At 63.3% G+C, this 15,715-nt stretch carries 20 protein-coding genes and 1 pseudogene; 13 read left to right on the forward strand and 8 right to left on the reverse strand.

All coding sequences use genetic code 11. From position 1 onward, the window contains the following. Positions 1-49 precede the first annotated feature (49 nt). The 5 genes and pseudogenes from IVB07_RS28240 to IVB07_RS28260 all read left to right on the forward strand — a co-directional run bounded on the left by IVB07_RS28240 (position 50) and on the right by IVB07_RS28260 (position 2,439). The gene (locus tag IVB07_RS28240; RefSeq protein ID WP_026233107.1) at positions 50-601 is read left to right on the forward strand and encodes a DUF4142 domain-containing protein; all 552 of its coding nucleotides are present in this window, start codon (positions 50-52) and stop codon (positions 599-601) included. A gap of 188 nt (positions 602-789) precedes the next feature. Beyond that, a pseudogene (locus IVB07_RS28245) lies at positions 790-888 on the forward strand (NAD(P)-dependent oxidoreductase); the annotation flags it as partial. 134 nt (positions 889-1,022) lie between these two features. Continuing rightward, positions 1,023-1,607, forward strand: coding sequence for a phosphatase PAP2 family protein (locus IVB07_RS28250; protein WP_018456209.1), 585 nt, complete (start codon positions 1,023-1,025; stop codon positions 1,605-1,607). Then, positions 1,604-1,951 (forward strand): DUF3147 family protein, encoded by a 348-nt coding sequence (locus IVB07_RS28255; protein WP_018456208.1) that lies wholly within the window; start codon positions 1,604-1,606, stop codon positions 1,949-1,951. The genes IVB07_RS28250 and IVB07_RS28255 overlap by 4 nt, the downstream gene beginning before the upstream one ends. Further along, positions 1,951-2,439, forward strand: a complete 489-nt coding sequence (locus tag IVB07_RS28260) for a DUF3147 family protein (protein ID WP_018456207.1) — start codon at positions 1,951-1,953, stop codon at positions 2,437-2,439. The genes IVB07_RS28255 and IVB07_RS28260 overlap by 1 nt, the downstream gene beginning before the upstream one ends. On the opposite strand, the gene IVB07_RS28265 is transcribed toward IVB07_RS28260, so the two are convergent. Next, positions 2,436-2,603, reverse strand: coding sequence for a hypothetical protein (locus tag IVB07_RS28265; protein ID WP_162847273.1), 168 nt, complete (start codon positions 2,601-2,603; stop codon positions 2,436-2,438). The genes IVB07_RS28260 and IVB07_RS28265 overlap by 4 nt on opposite strands. 176 nt (positions 2,604-2,779) lie before the next feature. Between IVB07_RS28265 and IVB07_RS28270 the strand changes: the two genes are divergently transcribed. After that, positions 2,780-3,028 carry a hypothetical protein gene (locus IVB07_RS28270; RefSeq protein WP_018456205.1) on the forward strand — a complete coding sequence of 83 codons (249 nt, stop codon included), beginning with the start codon at positions 2,780-2,782 and terminating at the stop codon, positions 3,026-3,028. Positions 3,029-3,165: 137 nt separating this feature from the next. Here IVB07_RS28270 and IVB07_RS28275 read toward each other — a convergent pair whose 3' ends face one another. Both IVB07_RS28275 and IVB07_RS28280 read right to left on the reverse strand, forming a co-directional pair. Next, positions 3,166-3,372, reverse strand: a complete 207-nt coding sequence (locus IVB07_RS28275) for a hypothetical protein (RefSeq protein WP_007594775.1) — start codon at positions 3,370-3,372, stop codon at positions 3,166-3,168. A gap of 315 nt (positions 3,373-3,687) precedes the next feature. Beyond that, entirely contained in the window at positions 3,688-3,882 is a 195-nt protein-coding gene (locus IVB07_RS28280; protein ID WP_026233106.1) for a hypothetical protein, read from the reverse strand. Positions 3,883-3,978: 96 nt separating this feature from the next. Between IVB07_RS28280 and IVB07_RS28285 the strand changes: the two genes are divergently transcribed. Then, positions 3,979-4,491 (forward strand): DUF4142 domain-containing protein, encoded by a 513-nt coding sequence (locus IVB07_RS28285; RefSeq protein WP_247363557.1) that lies wholly within the window; start codon positions 3,979-3,981, stop codon positions 4,489-4,491. Between the two features lie 4 nt (positions 4,492-4,495). Here IVB07_RS28285 and IVB07_RS28290 read toward each other — a convergent pair whose 3' ends face one another. Continuing rightward, complete coding sequence (locus IVB07_RS28290; RefSeq protein WP_026233105.1) at positions 4,496-4,792, reverse strand: hypothetical protein; 297 nt, start codon at positions 4,790-4,792, stop codon at positions 4,496-4,498. Positions 4,793-5,062: 270 nt separating this feature from the next. On the opposite strand from IVB07_RS28290, the gene IVB07_RS28295 reads away from it, so the two are divergent. Then, positions 5,063-11,350: a HAMP domain-containing protein gene (locus IVB07_RS28295; RefSeq protein ID WP_247363566.1), complete on the forward strand. Its 6,288-nt coding sequence runs from the start codon at positions 5,063-5,065 to the stop codon at positions 11,348-11,350. Positions 11,351-11,363: 13 nt separating this feature from the next. Beyond that, positions 11,364-12,854 (forward strand): HWE histidine kinase domain-containing protein, encoded by a 1,491-nt coding sequence (locus tag IVB07_RS28300; protein WP_018456201.1) that lies wholly within the window; start codon positions 11,364-11,366, stop codon positions 12,852-12,854. Here the strand turns inward: IVB07_RS28300 and IVB07_RS28305 are convergent. Then, positions 12,851-13,072 (reverse strand): hypothetical protein, encoded by a 222-nt coding sequence (locus IVB07_RS28305; RefSeq protein WP_018456200.1) that lies wholly within the window; start codon positions 13,070-13,072, stop codon positions 12,851-12,853. The two genes, IVB07_RS28300 and IVB07_RS28305, sit on opposite strands and share 4 nt — an antisense overlap. A gap of 138 nt (positions 13,073-13,210) precedes the next feature. Between IVB07_RS28305 and IVB07_RS28310 the strand changes: the two genes are divergently transcribed. Beyond that, positions 13,211-13,468, forward strand: a complete 258-nt coding sequence (locus IVB07_RS28310; RefSeq protein ID WP_018456199.1) for a hypothetical protein — start codon at positions 13,211-13,213, stop codon at positions 13,466-13,468. Between the two features lie 94 nt (positions 13,469-13,562). Then, positions 13,563-13,811: a hypothetical protein gene (locus IVB07_RS28315; protein WP_018456198.1), complete on the forward strand. Its 249-nt coding sequence runs from the start codon at positions 13,563-13,565 to the stop codon at positions 13,809-13,811. A 130-nt stretch (positions 13,812-13,941) separates the two neighbouring features. On the opposite strand, the gene IVB07_RS28320 is transcribed toward IVB07_RS28315, so the two are convergent. Together IVB07_RS28320 and IVB07_RS28325 are read right to left on the reverse strand one after the other, a co-directional pair. Next, positions 13,942-14,154: a hypothetical protein gene (locus IVB07_RS28320; RefSeq protein ID WP_018456197.1), complete on the reverse strand. Its 213-nt coding sequence runs from the start codon at positions 14,152-14,154 to the stop codon at positions 13,942-13,944. Positions 14,155-14,169: 15 nt separating this feature from the next. Next, positions 14,170-14,391 carry a hypothetical protein gene (locus IVB07_RS28325; RefSeq protein ID WP_018456196.1) on the reverse strand — a complete coding sequence of 74 codons (222 nt, stop codon included), beginning with the start codon at positions 14,389-14,391 and terminating at the stop codon, positions 14,170-14,172. 115 nt (positions 14,392-14,506) lie between these two features. On the opposite strand from IVB07_RS28325, the gene IVB07_RS28330 reads away from it, so the two are divergent. Further along, positions 14,507-14,701 (forward strand): DUF3072 domain-containing protein, encoded by a 195-nt coding sequence (locus IVB07_RS28330; protein WP_018456195.1) that lies wholly within the window; start codon positions 14,507-14,509, stop codon positions 14,699-14,701. An 85-nt stretch (positions 14,702-14,786) separates the two neighbouring features. Then, the gene (locus IVB07_RS28335; protein WP_018456194.1) at positions 14,787-15,104 is read left to right on the forward strand and encodes a DUF6496 domain-containing protein; all 318 of its coding nucleotides are present in this window, start codon (positions 14,787-14,789) and stop codon (positions 15,102-15,104) included. Positions 15,105-15,110: 6 nt separating this feature from the next. On the opposite strand, the gene IVB07_RS28340 is transcribed toward IVB07_RS28335, so the two are convergent. Next, on the reverse strand, positions 15,111-15,485 hold the full coding sequence (locus IVB07_RS28340) for a hypothetical protein (protein ID WP_026233103.1): 375 nt from the start codon (positions 15,483-15,485) through the stop codon (positions 15,111-15,113). Between the last annotated feature and the right edge of the window lie 230 nt (positions 15,486-15,715).

The raw sequence follows: 15,715 nt of genomic DNA on the forward strand, positions 1-15,715 counted from the left end.
GCAACGTCGCGCGGCGAGAGGCTGCGCGCCCATTCGGAGGGATCGGACCATGAAACGAATGATTATCGCAGCTGCTTGCGTGCTGCTCGCAGGCCCCGCACTCGCCCAGTCGCTCGGCGAGAAAACCGGCGTCAACTCGGCGCTCGGCGTCGCGCCCGCCACCGCCGACTTCGTCAAGGAAGTCGCCATCAGCGATATGTTCGAGCTCGAGTCGAGCAAGCTTGCCGAGCAGAAAGGCAACGCGCAGGAGAAGACCTTTGCGCAACAGATGGTGACCGACCACACCAAGACCAGCAGCGAACTTAAGGGCCTTGTCAGCGGCGGCAAGGTGCAGGCGACGCTGCCGACAGCACTCGACAGCTCGCATCAGAGCAAACTCGACAAGCTCAAGAGCGCGAATGGCAAGGACTTCAGTTCGGATTACAATTCGTACCAGGTCAGCGCCCATGAGGACGCGGTCTCGCTGTTCGAGCGTTACGCCAAGGGCGGCGACAATTCCGACCTGAAGGATTGGGCCGGCAAGACGCTGCCGGCGCTCAAGCACCATCTCGACATGGCCAAGGAGCTCGGCAAGGCGCCGAGCGTCGGTCAGACCAAGTAAACATCTTACGAGGACGCCGGCCCTACCGGCGTCCTCTCGTTTTGCAACGATGCCTGTCTCCGCGCAGTGAGATCGAAGATCGCGGAGATCGTCATGACACATCACGACAAGACTTCAGTATCCCGCCGGCACGTCGTCCAAGCGGCGAGCGCAACGCTCGCTGCTGCTTCGCTGGCCTCTTCGACAGCGGAGGCATGACGCCGCTCGGCCGTTCCGGCCAGCCCGCCGAACTGGCCTCGATTTATGTGCAGCGTGCCGCGGCCGACGCGAGCAATGCGACCGGCTAGGTGTATGGGTCCGCTGGTGGATCGGGACAGCCGTAGTCGGCGCGGCAGACTTATGCCACGAGGCAGAGCCCAGGAACCTTCTTTGTCTCCGGGCTTTACAAAACTGTCATGAAGGACATCACGCTTGCAGACCGATGGCATTAGTAGAGGTTAAACCTAGCCGGATCGACACCGCGATCGCGGATACGATCGCTGATCACACCAATTCAGGCATCGAGCACACGGCGCAGACATTGACCTGGGCTGCCGACGAGCACGTGCTGCTCGCGCTGGCCGCGGCAGGGTGGCTCTACACTCATATTTGGCAGCCCCAACAGCGCCCCGTTGCAAATCACGTTCTGGCCGTGTCGCTGGCGACTGCCGTCCTCCCGCATGTCCTGAAATCCATATTCGATCAGACCAGGCCAGACCGGCTGACCATACGCGGACACCGACATGGAGTACCCATCTCAGGACAGGCGCGCGACGCCTTCCCGTCCGGTCACGCGGTCCATATGGGCGCACTTGCCTCGGCGGCGGGCCTGCTGCCAAAAACGCCGCGTCGGTTGGTGCGTGCGATTGCGGTCGCACTTTCGCTGACACGGATTGCGGTACTCGCGCATTGGGCAAGCGACGTCGTCGCAGGCTTTGCGCTGGGCGCGGCCGTAGAGAGACTCTTGCGGCCATGGACACTGACGCAATCGTTGCGCAAGCAGCTCACTTGGCGGAAACGGCCATGACCGAATATGTCGTGCGCTTCATCGCCGGTGGCATCATCGTCTCCGCTTTTGCGATCTTGGGCGATATGCTCAAACCCAAAAGCTTTGCGGGGTTGCTCGGCGCAGCACCGTCAGTTGCACTGGCGACGCTCGGCATCGCCGTCGTCCAGCACGGCCCGCAATACGCCGCGGCAGAAAGCTGGACGATGATCTATGGCGCGGTCGCGCTCGGCTGCTACAGCGTCGTCGTCTGCCATCTGCTGATCAGATACTGTGTGTCCGCGCTGCCGGCGACCGTCCTTGCTGGTATCGTGTGGCTTGCGGTCGCCTTCGGCCTGCTCGCCGGCTTTGGAGGTGCGGCCTGATGCCGGTCAAGCTGTCGCTCTCCGCGCTGAAGCAGACGCGCTGGTACGAATACGGCATTCGTTTCCTGCTCGGTGGCCTGGCGACCGTGCTCACGGGGGTTCTGGGAGCGCGCTTCGGTGTTTCCGTCGGCGGACTTTTCCTTGCGCTTCCCGCCATCTTCTGCGCGAGCGCAACGCTGGTCGAAAGCCATGAACGCCGCACCAAGGAGAAGGCCGGCCTCAGCGGCACGCGCCGCGGACAAGAGGCCGCCGGGCTCGACGCGGCTGGTGCCGCCTGGGGAAGCATCGGTCTCCTGGCATTCGCCGCCGTCTTTCATGTTACCGTGGCCGCAAGCGTTCCGGGCGCTTTCGCCGCCGCGTTGATAGCTTGGGCCGTGGTTTCGGTATTGGCCTGGGGGCTCAGGCGCAAGCTGCGCATCGTCTCCCGCAAACCGCACCGGTCAGCCCATTCGCCATCAGCAAAGGGTTCTCCCCTTACGAAGCGTTAGCCCGCCTTGGCATGCATTGACGGCTGCAATCTCGGCGGTTGAAGGCCCGGGCTGTTGGCCCAGCGCTCGACCTGCTCGATGACCTTCTGGTGGCTGGGGCGCACCGGCCTGGGTGCTTCGCTCTCTTCGACATGTGTGCGGGGCAATCTGACTTCGTTCGTCATGACGTCTCTCCCATTTGCCGGGAGCATACACCTGTCAAAGGATCCTTGCATCACATAAATTATTGATTTCATTATATTTTCTGGCTAACTTGGCGTCATAGCCGCATCTTGTGGAACCGCGGCCGAATGAGTTCGTTGAGTAAACTACTCAACTTGCTCATTTTGGGTGATTGATCATGAACGACCTTCGCGCCGAGCGGCTCCAGGTCATGCTGTCACCGGAAGAACTGGCCGCGGTGGACGACTTCCGGTTCAAACATCGCATGCCGACGCGAGCCGCGGCCGTGCGCGAGCTCCTGAAGCTCGGACTGGCCACCGCCGCAGTCGATGCAGGGGCGAATGTCAAATCGAGCAGGTTCGGAGTTTTCGGGCGCGGCCCGGACGGCCATACGCAACCGCATCCCGAGCGCGGCTCCGAGGATTAGTCCAGCCTGATGCTCAAGCAAACGGCCCCGGCACGGGGTGCCAGGGCCGTCCTTGGAGATTACTTCCGGATCACCGGGGGCATGACAACCGGAAGCAATCCCTCGACTCTTCGCGTGCGAATTCGTTCCTGAAGGAATTAGCCGCTCGGCGCGTCGCCGGAATCATCGGGCGCCATGCCGGAACCGGGCGTCTTGCTGTTGTCGTTCAGCTTGGGATCGCGCGTGGCCTCACGAGAGGGCGAGCCCTTTGGCTCCGACTTGTGCACGGTCTGCGCACGCTGCTTGTCCCGCGGCTGCTGTTCACCGCGCTGATCTCTGATGATGCCTTGGTCGGAATGGGCCATGATAGCTCTCGCCTCTTTGCTGTCTCGAAGCGCTTACGCGCCGGAGCGTCGAAGGTTCCGACCCGCGAGATCAGACTGCTAACTGTGCGCTGAGTGCACCGGGGTCGATGCATTTTCGTGATGCACCTGCCGCACTGTCGTCACGGTGGCGAACGCGACCGACACGCCAAAGGCGAGGATGAGCGAAAGAAGAGCCAGACGTGGAGCCATTGCAAAAACCTCCTGAAATAGGAAATCAACGCGATCGACTGTTACGAATGATCCTGCTTGTTGTCCGTGCGCAGTCTCACACGCAGATCCACGAACACGACAGAATTACGCATCCTGCTTTTGAGGCCTGCGCGTTGGAACGGGCGGCACCTCGCCGTCGAGCCAATCCTGCTCGTCGGCAAGTGCCGTCCACGCATTCGCCATGCGCAGAAAACGATTGTGTGCCGGCTGTGCTTCGGCCCTCTCGGCGAGCTGGAGGCAGTTGTCGGCGTTATCCCTGAAGATCTCGGACTGTTTCATCAACATGAATTGGGGACGGAACCGACGCGTCGCAACCGCCCTTACCGGATCGTAACATCTGCGGAACTTTCGACCGCCGTCCGCCATTGGACGTCCATGCGGATTCTTCTCGCGATGGTTTTGGCGTTCATCAGCACTGCACCGCTTGCCGACAGCACCGGAGAGCGACGGCCGACCGGCAGCACGCCGACCGCAACCGAGACCATCAGCGACCTCTACACTTTCAGCCGCTTTCAGCAGGGCTTGCTGGAGAGCACCGACCTGAAGGGCAATGCCGAGGTCAAGAACCTCGCCGCCCTGCGCGCCGAAGAAGCAGCCCGGCGCGACAAGGCCCTGAAACAGATTCAGGAGACGATCGGCACCGAACCGCGCGTCGCCAAGACGACCTCGGCGAGCGCGAGCCGGGTCGAGCCCGAAACTTCGGACGGACCGACTTTCGTCAGAAGCTTCTATGCCGCGCAGATTCCCGAGTATGAATCGGTGATCGACCTGCTCGAGCGCTATCTGAAGGCGCCCGACAATGCCGCGCTTGCAACATTCGCGCGCGAGCAGCTCCCACTGTTGCGCTCACAGGTCAAAGAAGCCGAGCGCACCATGGCAGACAAGTAGCCGTTTATTTATTGTTCGGACGACTTTGCTGGCTCTCCGGCCGCACGGTGCGGTCGCTCTCCGGCATCCGGTCCCGGCCGGCATCCCCATTGTCATCCTTGCCGCCCGAAGTCGAGGTGCCGCTACCGCTGGGATTGGACCGGGTCGACGCACCCGTAGTTGGTGTGTCCGCGCGTGGGGTGGCGGAGCTTGCGGCGGGGTCGCCGGTCACCGCACCACGGCCGCTGGGCGCGCCGCCTTGTGCGAACGCCGATCCAGCCAACAACATCACGGTCCCGATCACGGCAAATCCTGCTTTCATGTGCGCTCTCCCTGTATTCGAGGCTAACAGCAGGACCAGCGGTCAGTTCCGGAACGCCCGAACGGGCCCCCAAGGTGTCTTCCCTCGGCAGAAATCAGGAACCCAATGGAACCATTCCGAGGTATCGCTATTATGTTAATCGGGCTGAGCAAAGCAGGTTCCACGTCCTGGCGCCGTAACGTTGGCGCTTGATTTCGAATTTGGCTGACGCTCTATTTTGATAATCCGCGTCTTGCCTGGGAATCGGCTGACGCCTGCGGGGGACAAATTATGAGCGACCTCGATCCCGGATCTGCATCACGTTCCGGTCGTCGCGTTCCAAAGCCAAAAACCAACGGCATGTCGGAGCCCGATTCCCGGGCAGAATTGCTGCTCGCCCTGCAGGCCATGCGCAACGGCGATTTCTCCGTGCGCATGAGCGGCGACTATCTCGGCATCGACGGCAAGCTCGCCGACACTTTCAACGACATCATCGCCGCCAATCAGCGCATGGCGCAGCAGCTCGAACTGGTCGGCCAGGTGGTGGGCCGCGAGGGCAAGACCCGCCAGCGCGTGAAGTTTGGGCTGGCCTCCGGCTCCTGGGCCGACATGGAAGGCTCGGTCAATACGCTGATCGACGATTTGCTGTGGCCGACGCGCGAGGTGACGCGCGCGGTCGCAGCCGTGGCGCAGGGCGACCTGCTCCAGACCGTCAAGCTCGACGTCGATGGACGCCCCCTGCGCGGCGAATTCCTGCAGTCGGCGACCATCGTCAACACCATGATCAAGCAGCTCGGCGTGTTCACCTCCGAGGTGACGCGCGTGGCGCGCGAGGTCGGCACCGAAGGCAAGCTCGGCGGCCAGGCCCAGGTGCCTGAGGTGACCGGCGTCTGGAAGGATCTGACCGAGAGCGTCAACTCGATGGCGAACAACCTGACCAACCAGGTTCGCAACATCGCCGAGGTGACGATCGCAGTTGCGAACGGCGACCTCTCGAAGAAGATCACGGTCGACGTCCGCGGCGAGATCCTTCAGCTCAAGGAAGCCATCAACACGATGGTGGACCAGCTCCGCTCCTTTGCGTCGGAAGTGACGCGCGTGGCGCGCGAGGTCGGCACCGACGGCAAGCTTGGCGGCCAAGCCATCGTGCCAGGCGTCGCCGGCACCTGGAAGGATCTCACCGACAGCGTCAACGCGATGTGCGGCAATCTCACCGCACAGGTGCGCAACATCGCCAACGTCACCACCGCCGTGGCCCGCGGCGACCTGTCGCGCAAGATCACGGTGGACGTGCGCGGCGAAATCCTGGAGCTGAAGGACACCATCAACACCATGGTGGACCAGCTCAACTCGTTCGCCTCGGAAGTGACGCGCGTCGCGCGCGAGGTCGGCACCGAAGGCAAGCTCGGCGGCCAGGCCCAGGTGCCGGGCGTCGCCGGTACCTGGAAGGACCTCACCGACAACGTCAACTTCATGGCGTCGAACCTCACCGCGCAGGTCCGCAACATCGCCGACGTTGCCACCGCCATCGCGAGCGGCGACCTCTCCAAGAAGATCACGGTGAACGTCTCGGGCGAAATCCTTCAGTTGAAGGAAACGCTCAACACGATGGTCGACCAGCTCAACGCCTTCGCCGGCGAAGTCACGCGCGTCGCGCGCGAGGTCGGCACCGAGGGCCGGCTCGGCGGCCAGGCCAACGTGCTCGGCGTCGCCGGCACCTGGAAGGACTTGACCGAGAGCGTCAACTCGATGGCCTCGAACCTCACCGCGCAGGTCCGTAACATCGCCGAGGTGACGACCGCGGTCGCGGGCGGCGATTTGTCGAAAAAGATCACCGTCGATGTCCGCGGCGAGATCCTCGAGCTGAAAGACACCATCAACACCATGGTGGACCAGCTCAACGCCTTTGCCGGCGAAGTCACGCGCGTTGCCCGCGAGGTCGGCACCGAAGGCAAACTCGGCGGCCAGGCCCAGGTGCGCGGCGTCGCCGGCACCTGGAAGGATCTCACCGACAGCGTCAACTCGATGGCCTCGAACCTGACCGGCCAGGTCCGCAACATCGCCGAAGTCGCGACCGCGGTGGCCAAGGGCGATTTGTCGAAGAAGATTACCGTCAACGTGTCAGGCGAAATCCTTCAGCTGAAGGAAACGCTCAACACCATGGTGGACCAGCTCAACGCCTTCGCCGGCGAAGTCACGCGCGTCGCGCGCGAAGTCGGCACCGAAGGCAAGCTCGGCGGCCAGGCCGAAGTCCCCGGCGTCGCCGGCACCTGGAAGGACCTCACCGACAGCGTCAACTCGATGGCGGGCAACCTCACCGCCCAGGTCCGCAACATCGCCGAAGTTGCGACCGCGATCGCCGGCGGCGACTTGTCGCGCAAGATCACCGTGGACGTGCGCGGCGAGATCCTTCAGCTCAAGGACACGCTGAACACGATGGTCGACCAGCTCAACCGCTTCGCGGGCGAGGTGACGCGCGTGGCGCGCGAGGTCGGCACTGAAGGTCGGCTCGGCGGCCAGGCCAACGTGCCCGGCGTCGCCGGCACCTGGAAAGACCTCACCGACAGCGTCAACTCGATGGCGGGCAACCTCACCGCCCAGGTCCGCAATATCGCCGAAGTCACCACTGCCGTGGCGCGCGGCGACCTCTCGCGCAAGATCACCGTCGACGTCCGTGGCGAGATTTTGGAGCTGAAGAATACCATCAACACCATGGTGGACCAGCTCAACGGCTTTGCCGGTGAAGTGACGCGCGTCGCGCGCGAAGTCGGCACCGAAGGCAAGCTCGGCGGCCAGGCCGAGGTGCCCGGCGTTGCCGGCACCTGGAAGGATCTCACCGACAACGTCAACTTCATGGCCTCGAACCTCACGGCGCAGGTCCGCAACATCGCCGAGGTCGCGACCGCGATCGCCGGCGGCGACCTGTCGAAGAAGATCACGGTGGACGTGCGCGGCGAAATTCTGCTGCTCAAGGACACCTTGAACACCATGGTCGAGCAGCTCCGCTCCTTCGCCGCCGAAGTGACGCGCGTCGCGCGCGAGGTCGGCACCGAGGGCCGGCTCGGCGGCCAGGCCGTCGTGCCCGGCGTCGGCGGCACCTGGAAGGACCTCACCGACAACGTCAACCTGCTGGCCGCGAACCTCACCACCCAGGTCCGCAACATCGCCGAAGTCACCACCGCCGTCGCGCGCGGCGACCTGTCGCGCAAGATCACCGTCGACGTGAAGGGCGAAATTCTCGAGCTCAAGAACACCATCAACACCATGGTGGACCAGCTCAATGCCTTCGCCGGCGAAGTGACGCGCGTTGCCCGCGAGGTCGGCACCGAAGGCGAACTCGGCGGCCAGGCCCAGGTGCCCGGCGTCGCCGGCACCTGGAAGGATCTCACCGACACGGTCAACTTCATGGCGGCGAACCTGACCGAGCAGGTCCGCGGCATCGTCAAGGTGGTGACCGCGGTCGCCAACGGCGATCTCAAGCAGAACCTCACCGTGAAATCGAAAGGCGAGGTCGCGGCGCTCGCCGACACCATCAACAACATGACCGAGACGCTCGCGACTTTCGCCGACCAGGTGACGTCGGTGGCGCGCGAGGTCGGCGTCGAGGGCAGGCTCGGTGGTCAGGCCGACGTGCCTGGCGCCGCGGGCACCTGGAAGGACCTCACCGGCAACGTCAATTTGCTGGCAGCCAACCTCACCTCGCAGGTGCGCGCGATTGCGGAAGTGGCGACCGCCGTGACCAAGGGCGACCTGACGCGGTCGATCCAGGTCGACGCCCGCGGCGAGGTCGCAGAGCTGAAAGACAACATCAACACGATGATCACGAACCTCCGTCTCACGACGGACGTGAACACCGAGCAGGATTGGCTGAAGACCAATCTGGCGAAATTCACCAACATGCTTCAGGGCCAGCGCGACCTCACCACCGTCGGTCGCCTGCTGCTGACCGAATTGTCGCCGCTGGTGAATGCGCATACCGGCGTGATCTACCAGGTCGAGAATGAAGAGAATCCGCGGCTCCTGCTGCTTGCCTCCTATGCCGGCGACGGCGTCTATCCGTATCCGCGCGTGCTGCCATTCGGCGACGGCCTGATCGGCCAATGCGCGCTCGACCGGCGCCCGCGCGTGATTGCGGACATTCCGGCCGACGTGGTGCCGATCAATTCGGCGCTGCTTCGCGTCGCGCCGAAGAACCTCGTGGTGCTGCCGGTGCTGTTCGAAGGCCAGGTCAAGGCGGTCATCGAGCTCGCCTCGCTCACCTCCTTCACCACCTCGCAGATGACCTTCCTGGAGCAGCTTACGGACTCGATCGGCATTGTGCTCAACTCGATCGAGGCGACGATGCAGACCGAGGGCCTGCTCAAGCAGTCGCAGCAGCTCGCCGGCGAGCTCCAGACCCAGCAGCGCGAATTGCAGCAGACCAACGACCAGCTCGAACAGAAGGCGCAGCAGCTCGCCGAGCGCAACGTCGAAGTCGAGCGCAAGAACCAGGAGATCGAGCAGGCCCGGCGCGCACTGGAGGAAAAGGCGACCGAGCTCGCACTGACCTCGAAGTACAAGTCCGAATTCCTGGCCAATATGAGCCACGAGCTGCGCACGCCGCTGAACTCGATCCTGATCCTCGGCCAGCAGCTCACCGACAATCCGGACGGCAATCTTACCGGCAAGCAGGTCGAATTCGCCCGCACCATCCATGGCGCCGGCACCGACCTGCTCAATCTCATCAGCGACATTCTCGATCTTTCCAAGATCGAGTCCGGTACGGTGACGGTCGACGCCGAGGAAATCCTGACCGCGAATCTGCTCGAGACGGTCGGGCGGCCGTTCCGTCACGAGGCGGAGAACCGCAATTTGTCGTTCAAGATCGACGTCGATCCGAATCTTGCGCGCAGCCTCGTCACCGATTCCAAGCGCCTGCAGCAGGTTTTGAAGAACCTGCTCTCCAACGCCTTCAAGTTCACCGCCGAGGGCGAAGTGCGCCTGAAGGTCGCCGCCGCGGTCGGCGGCTGGGGCACGGATCATCCCGTGCTGAACTCGGCGCCGGCCGTGATCGCATTCGAAGTGTCCGATACCGGCATCGGCATTCCGCTGGAGAAGCAGAAGCTGATCTTCGAGGCGTTCCAGCAAGCGGATGCCGGCACCAGTCGCAAATATGGCGGTACCGGCCTCGGCCTTGCGATCAGCCGCGAACTCGCAAGCCTGCTCGGCGGCGAGATCCACCTGCGCAGCTTGCCGGGCAAGGGCTCGTGCTTCACGCTTTACCTGCCGCTGAAATATTCCGGCCCGACGCTCGCGCCCCGCGCAACGCCCCAACAGAGCCAGCCGCCGGCGCTGCAGCCCGCGACAGCCGAACCGCAGCGCGTGATCGAGCAGCTTCCCGACGACCGGCTCAACCTCGAACCCGGCGATAGCATCCTCCTGATCGTCGAGGACGACCCGCACTACGCGCGCGTGTTGGTCGACCTCGCCCGCGACAAGGGATTCAAGGTGCTGGTCGCGGCCCGCGGCGCGGAGGCGCTGGAGCTTGCAAAGCAGTACCAGCCGAGGGCTGTCTCGCTCGACGTATTCCTGCCGGATATGCTCGGCTGGACCGTGTTGAGCCAGCTCAAGCACAATCCGCTGACCCGCCACATCCCCGTGCAGATCATCACGCTCGACGAGGACCGCCAGCATGCGCTGGCGCGCGGCGCCTTCTCCTTCGTCAACAAGCCGACGACGACCGAGGGTGTCTCGGCCGCGCTGACCCAGATCAAGGAATATGCGCGACCGCGGCGCAAGCGGCTGCTCATTGTCGAGGACAACGAGGCCGAGCAGCTCTCGATCCGCGAGCTCCTGCATCACGACGACATCGAGATCGTGACGACCGGCACCGGTGCCGACGCGCTCTCGATGCTGCGTGAGAACCCCTGTGATTGCGTCGTGCTCGACCTGCGCCTGCCCGACATGACCGGCTTCGAGGTGCTGGACCAGATCCGCAATGACGAGGCGCTCTCGAACGTTCCGGTGGTCGTCTTCACCGGCCGCGAGCTGTCGGCCGAGGAAGATGCGGAGCTCCACACCATGGCGCGGAGCATCGTGGTCAAGGGCGTGGAATCGCCGGAGCGCCTGCTCGACGAGACCGCGCTGTTCCTGCACCGCGTGATCACGGAGTTGCCGATCGAGAAGCAGCGCATGCTCGAGAAGCTGAACAGTTCCGACGAAGACCTGATCGGCAAGACCGCCCTGCTCGTCGACGACGACGCCCGCAACATCTTTGCGCTGTCGAGCGTGCTGGAGCGGCGCGGCATGAAGGTGCTGACGGCCACGACTGGCAACGAGGCGGTGGCCCTGGTCGAATCCAACCCGGAGATCGCCATCGTGCTGATGGACATCATGATGCCGCAGATGGATGGCTATCAGACCATCGGCGTCATTCGTGAAAACCCCACCTTCGCCCGTCTTCCGATCATCGCGTTGACGGCCAAGGCCATGAAGGGCGACCGCGAGAAATGCCTCGAGGCCGGCGCGTCCGACTATCTCGCCAAACCCGTCAACACCGATCAATTGCTGCTTGCAATCCGCATGTGGCTGCACCGCTGAGTTGGATGCCCGTATGGACCACGAAAAGGTCAACATCCTCCTCGTCGACGACCAGCCGGCCAAGCTGCTCGCCTATGAGGTGATCCTGAAGGATCTCGGCCAGAACCTCGTGATCGCCTCGTCCGGTCGCGAGGCTCTGGAGGTGCTGCTCAAGACCGAGATCGCGGTGATCCTGGTCGACGTCTGCATGCCCGAGCTCGACGGCTTCGAGCTCGCCGCGATGATCCGCGAGCACCCGCGCTTCCAGAAGACCGCGATGATCTTCATCTCGGCCATTCAAGTCAGCGACATCGACCGCCTGCGCGGCTACGAGATGGGCGCCGTCGACTACGTCCCGGTGCCGGTCGTGCCGGAGGTGCTGCGCGCCAAGGTCAAGGTGTTTGCAGAGCTCTATCGCAAGACGCGCGAGCTCGAACGGCTGAATCAGGACCTCGAGGACCGCGTGCGTGCACGCACCGCCGAGCTTGAGAATTCCACAGCAAAGCTGCGCGAGAGCGAAGAGCGGCGCAGCATGGCGATCGCCGCCGGCAAGATGGGCTCCTGGGACTGGGACTGGATCACCGGCGACTGGATGTGGGACGAGGGACAATACCGCATCTTTGGTGTTGGCCCGGAGAGCTTCGAGGTGAATCCGGCCAACGTTCAGGCGCTGTTGCATCCGGATGACGTCGATCAGTTGCGCAAGGCGATCGCCGAATTCAACAAGGGCACGCGCTCCTATGAAACGGAGTTCCGCATCGTGCGGCCCGACGGCGATGTGCGCTGGTGTGTCGGCACGGCCGCCGCCACGGTTGACGATAGCGGTCGGGTCATGCGCGTCAGCGGCGTGACGGTGGACATCACCGAACGCAAGCGCGCCGAGGAACGGCAGACTCTCCTGGCGCGGGAAGTCGATCATCGCGCCAAGAATGCGCTGGCGCTGGCGCAATCGATCGTGCGCCTCACCCGCGCCGACGAGGTCAAAGCCTATGTCAGCGCCGTCGAGGGACGCATCAATGCACTGGCGCGCGTGCACACGATCCTGTCGCTATCGAGCTGGCAGGGCGCCGAACTCTCGAAGCTGATCGACGAGGAGCTTGCGCCCTATTCCCTCGGCGGCCAGATCAAATTGGCGGGGTCGGAAGTTCAGTTGCTGCCGGCAACCGCCCAGACGCTGGCGCTGGCGCTGCATGAGCTTTTCACCAACTCGGCGAAATATGGCGCGCTCTCGACGCGGAAGGGACGGCTCGCAATCGGCTGGCAGGTCGAGGACGAGCTGCTCACGCTGACCTGGGAGGAATCCGGCGGCCCGCTCGTCATGACGCCGAAATCCCGCGGCTTTGGTACGCGGAGCCTGCTTGCGAGCGTCGAGTCCCAGCTCGGCGGGCAGGCGCGATTCGATTGGCGCGCCGAGGGTCTGCTGTGCCGGCTCGAGGTGCCGTTGGTCCGCAAGACTGCCGCGACGACCGCGCCCGGCAACTTCGAAGCCGCCAGCTCCGCCGAATTGCAGCGCGCTTCCGGCTAACCGGAGGCCGCACTCTTCCTGCGCTGCGTCGTTTGCGGCTCGCGCGCGACCCGTCCTTCGAGCCAGGCTTCTGTTTGGGCGAGATCGCGCAGAGCCTTGGCATAGCGGCACGCCGCGCTTCGCTCCGCGCCGCGGGGCAGCTTGCGCGCTTTGCGGAGGATGTCCGCAGCGGCATTACGATAAGCCAGAGAGCGATAGAGAAAGACCACCTTACCCATATCGAATGTTCCCGTGTTGCGCGGTCATTCTCGCCCACCCGGCATGAACGTCGGATGAAGCGGACGATGACAATTCCTTCATGCGGGTGGAACCGGCGCGTGTCGCAGGCGTTGCATGCGAGATTGGGATAGAGTTCCATGCGCGCGAAGAAGTCGTCTGACCTGATCTCTCCCAGCGGGCTCGTCAAGCTGATGACGCACGCGATGATGGGCGCAGCCTTAGGACTCGCTTTCAGCCTCTTGCTCGTGCTGTCCAATCCCGGCGTCGCCAATTTGCTGAGTCACGGCGGAAGGCAGGCCGTTGTCGTTTTCGCCCTCACCTTGGTGACGACGTTCGCGATCGGCGCGACACTGACCGGCGTCGTTTTCATCCTGGCCGAGGACAAGCAATCTTGAACTATGCGTGCTTTACCGGAATTCTTTGTTCGGAACTCCTGCGACGAATGGCAGTTGGCTGCCTGCGTCAATTCAACTCAGGGAGTTCCCGCAGATGAAGACCACCAAGCTCGCTCTTGCCGTGATGTTGGCAACCGGCCTCGCCGCTGCACCGTTCGCCGTGCAGGCCAAGTCGCACAAGGCAAAACACGGATCATCGATGTCATCGTCGCAGACCACCACGGGCGCCAACACCAAGTCCTCCAAGGGTGCTGATCCCTCCGGTCAGGGCGGCTCCGGCCCCGGCTCCGACCAGGGCGGCACCATGACGAACAACAAAGCCGGCATGAGCAACACCAAGTAGGCGTTCGTCGAAAACACGAAGGCCCCGCGATCGCGGGGCCTCTTGCTTTGGTATTCGAACAGACTTCTCTCGGGCCGCTTCGTCAACATGCGGTATCGACGAGCCCCGCACCTCGCGTTGCGCGTAGGCTTCAGCTACGATGGCTGCCCAGGATGTCAGGATGAACGCCTGCAGGATCTGACTTCACCAGATGGTCGAGTCGTGCGCGCTTGCGCGCGATCAAGAGCTGGGCCGCGGCGTCGTCGAGCCCCTCGCGTTGCAGCTGCCGGATGGCAGAGCCCAGTTCGAGAATCTCGGCGCGCAGCTTTAGAATCCGGTATGCATCCGGATCTTCCTCCACCATGCGCTCCCAAGGCTCTCAGCGGCGCGCGATCACGCGCAGAGGACTACCTGATGTCTTCGCGGAACGAAGGCGCATCCTATCGCGGACATTCGGCAGGACATCGCCGCCACCTGCAGCCTTCCATTCGCCGATCAGCAGATTGATTTTCCGGCGCAGATCCATCTGCGCCAGGGCCTTCTCCGTGCAGTCCCGATCGCGCTCGACAAGCTCGCGTACGGCCGCCTCGACATCGGCCATTTCCAGCCTCAAGGCGCTGATTTTACGTCGAATTTCATTAATTTTGTTGTCCATGACTTGTTAGAACAAAATAAGAACATATAGTCAAGTCACGATTTCAGAAGGGAGAAGCGACATGCAGGTTCAAGGTAAATACGATGCCAAGTCTTTCCTCACCGAGCAGATGACGCGGGCGCAGGGCCTCCGGCTGAAACGGCTGAGCGAAGAGGCGTATCAGCCCGCGCAATACGCGCGGGATCTGTCCTCCAGCGAGGCAGCACGGCGCATTCAGGTGCTGGAAGCGGAGATCGAGCTGGCGGATTCGTTCTAGGCTAGGTCGCCCATCCGGAACGTTGCTTGCGCTTTCGGAACCATGCCTGTCCCGGATTGTTTTCCCAGGCCAAGGGAGAACATGCATGGCACGCAAGGCAAAGAAGCGCCGCTACTCGCGCAGCTCCGGCAGCGATGTCGAAGGCGAGATGAAGCGCTACAAGAAGGGGACCGCGAAAAGCGGACCGGGCGGTCGAGGCGGACGCGTGAAGAGCCGCAAGCAGGCAATCGCGATCGGCCTGTCGAAAGCGCGCAAGAAGGGCAAGAAGGTCCCGAAGAAGGCCGCGAAACGAAAGACGTCCAAGAAGACGTCAAAGAAGACATCTCGGAAAACATCCAAGAAGACTTCGAGAAAGAGTTCGAAGAAGACGTCGAAGCGCAAATCCTCCAAACGGTCGCGCTGACCTCAGTCAGATCATGCTGCCCGGCATGAAGCAGCGGATCGAAACGCCGAACGCGGTCTTCACCGGCCACACCATGGTGCGGCCGGCCCGGTTCGGCTCGGTGATCACGGCTTCGTCCGGTACCTCGACCCACTCGCCGTCGAGCCGCACGCGGTAATGTCCATTGTGCGAGTCCCAATCGGGATCGGCGACCGCAAACCCATCCGCATCCGAGCAGCACGGACCGAGATGGCTGCGCAGGCCGTCGAACCACGGCTTGAGAGGTGAGTCCGCGTAGCGGCCGTCGTCGCGCCCGAGAGCGTTTCCACCCCATAGCACGAGTGGCGCTACCAACGGCGCCACAAGCAGCGCACTTCTCAGCGAGAGCTTCAATCGATCCATGTCGGCACCGATCAAATACGAATTGCCGGCCGGCTCAGCGGCGGCAAGTTCGAAGTTCCACGCTTGCAATCGTCGGCGGCTTCATTGCCGCCGAGTCCGTACGAGATCCGCAATTGTGATGAGCGAACACGGCTTTTTCGGACGAAACCGGGTCATCCTCCCTGCCGTTAACGAGAATGTTATCGGCGATGTGCGGAAATCCTGAAGGCGAACGGGAAAGGCGGCCCGAA

The sequence above is a fragment of the Bradyrhizobium sp. 172 genome (assembly GCF_023101065.1).
Lineage (GTDB): Bacteria > Pseudomonadota > Alphaproteobacteria > Rhizobiales > Xanthobacteraceae > Bradyrhizobium > Bradyrhizobium canariense_D.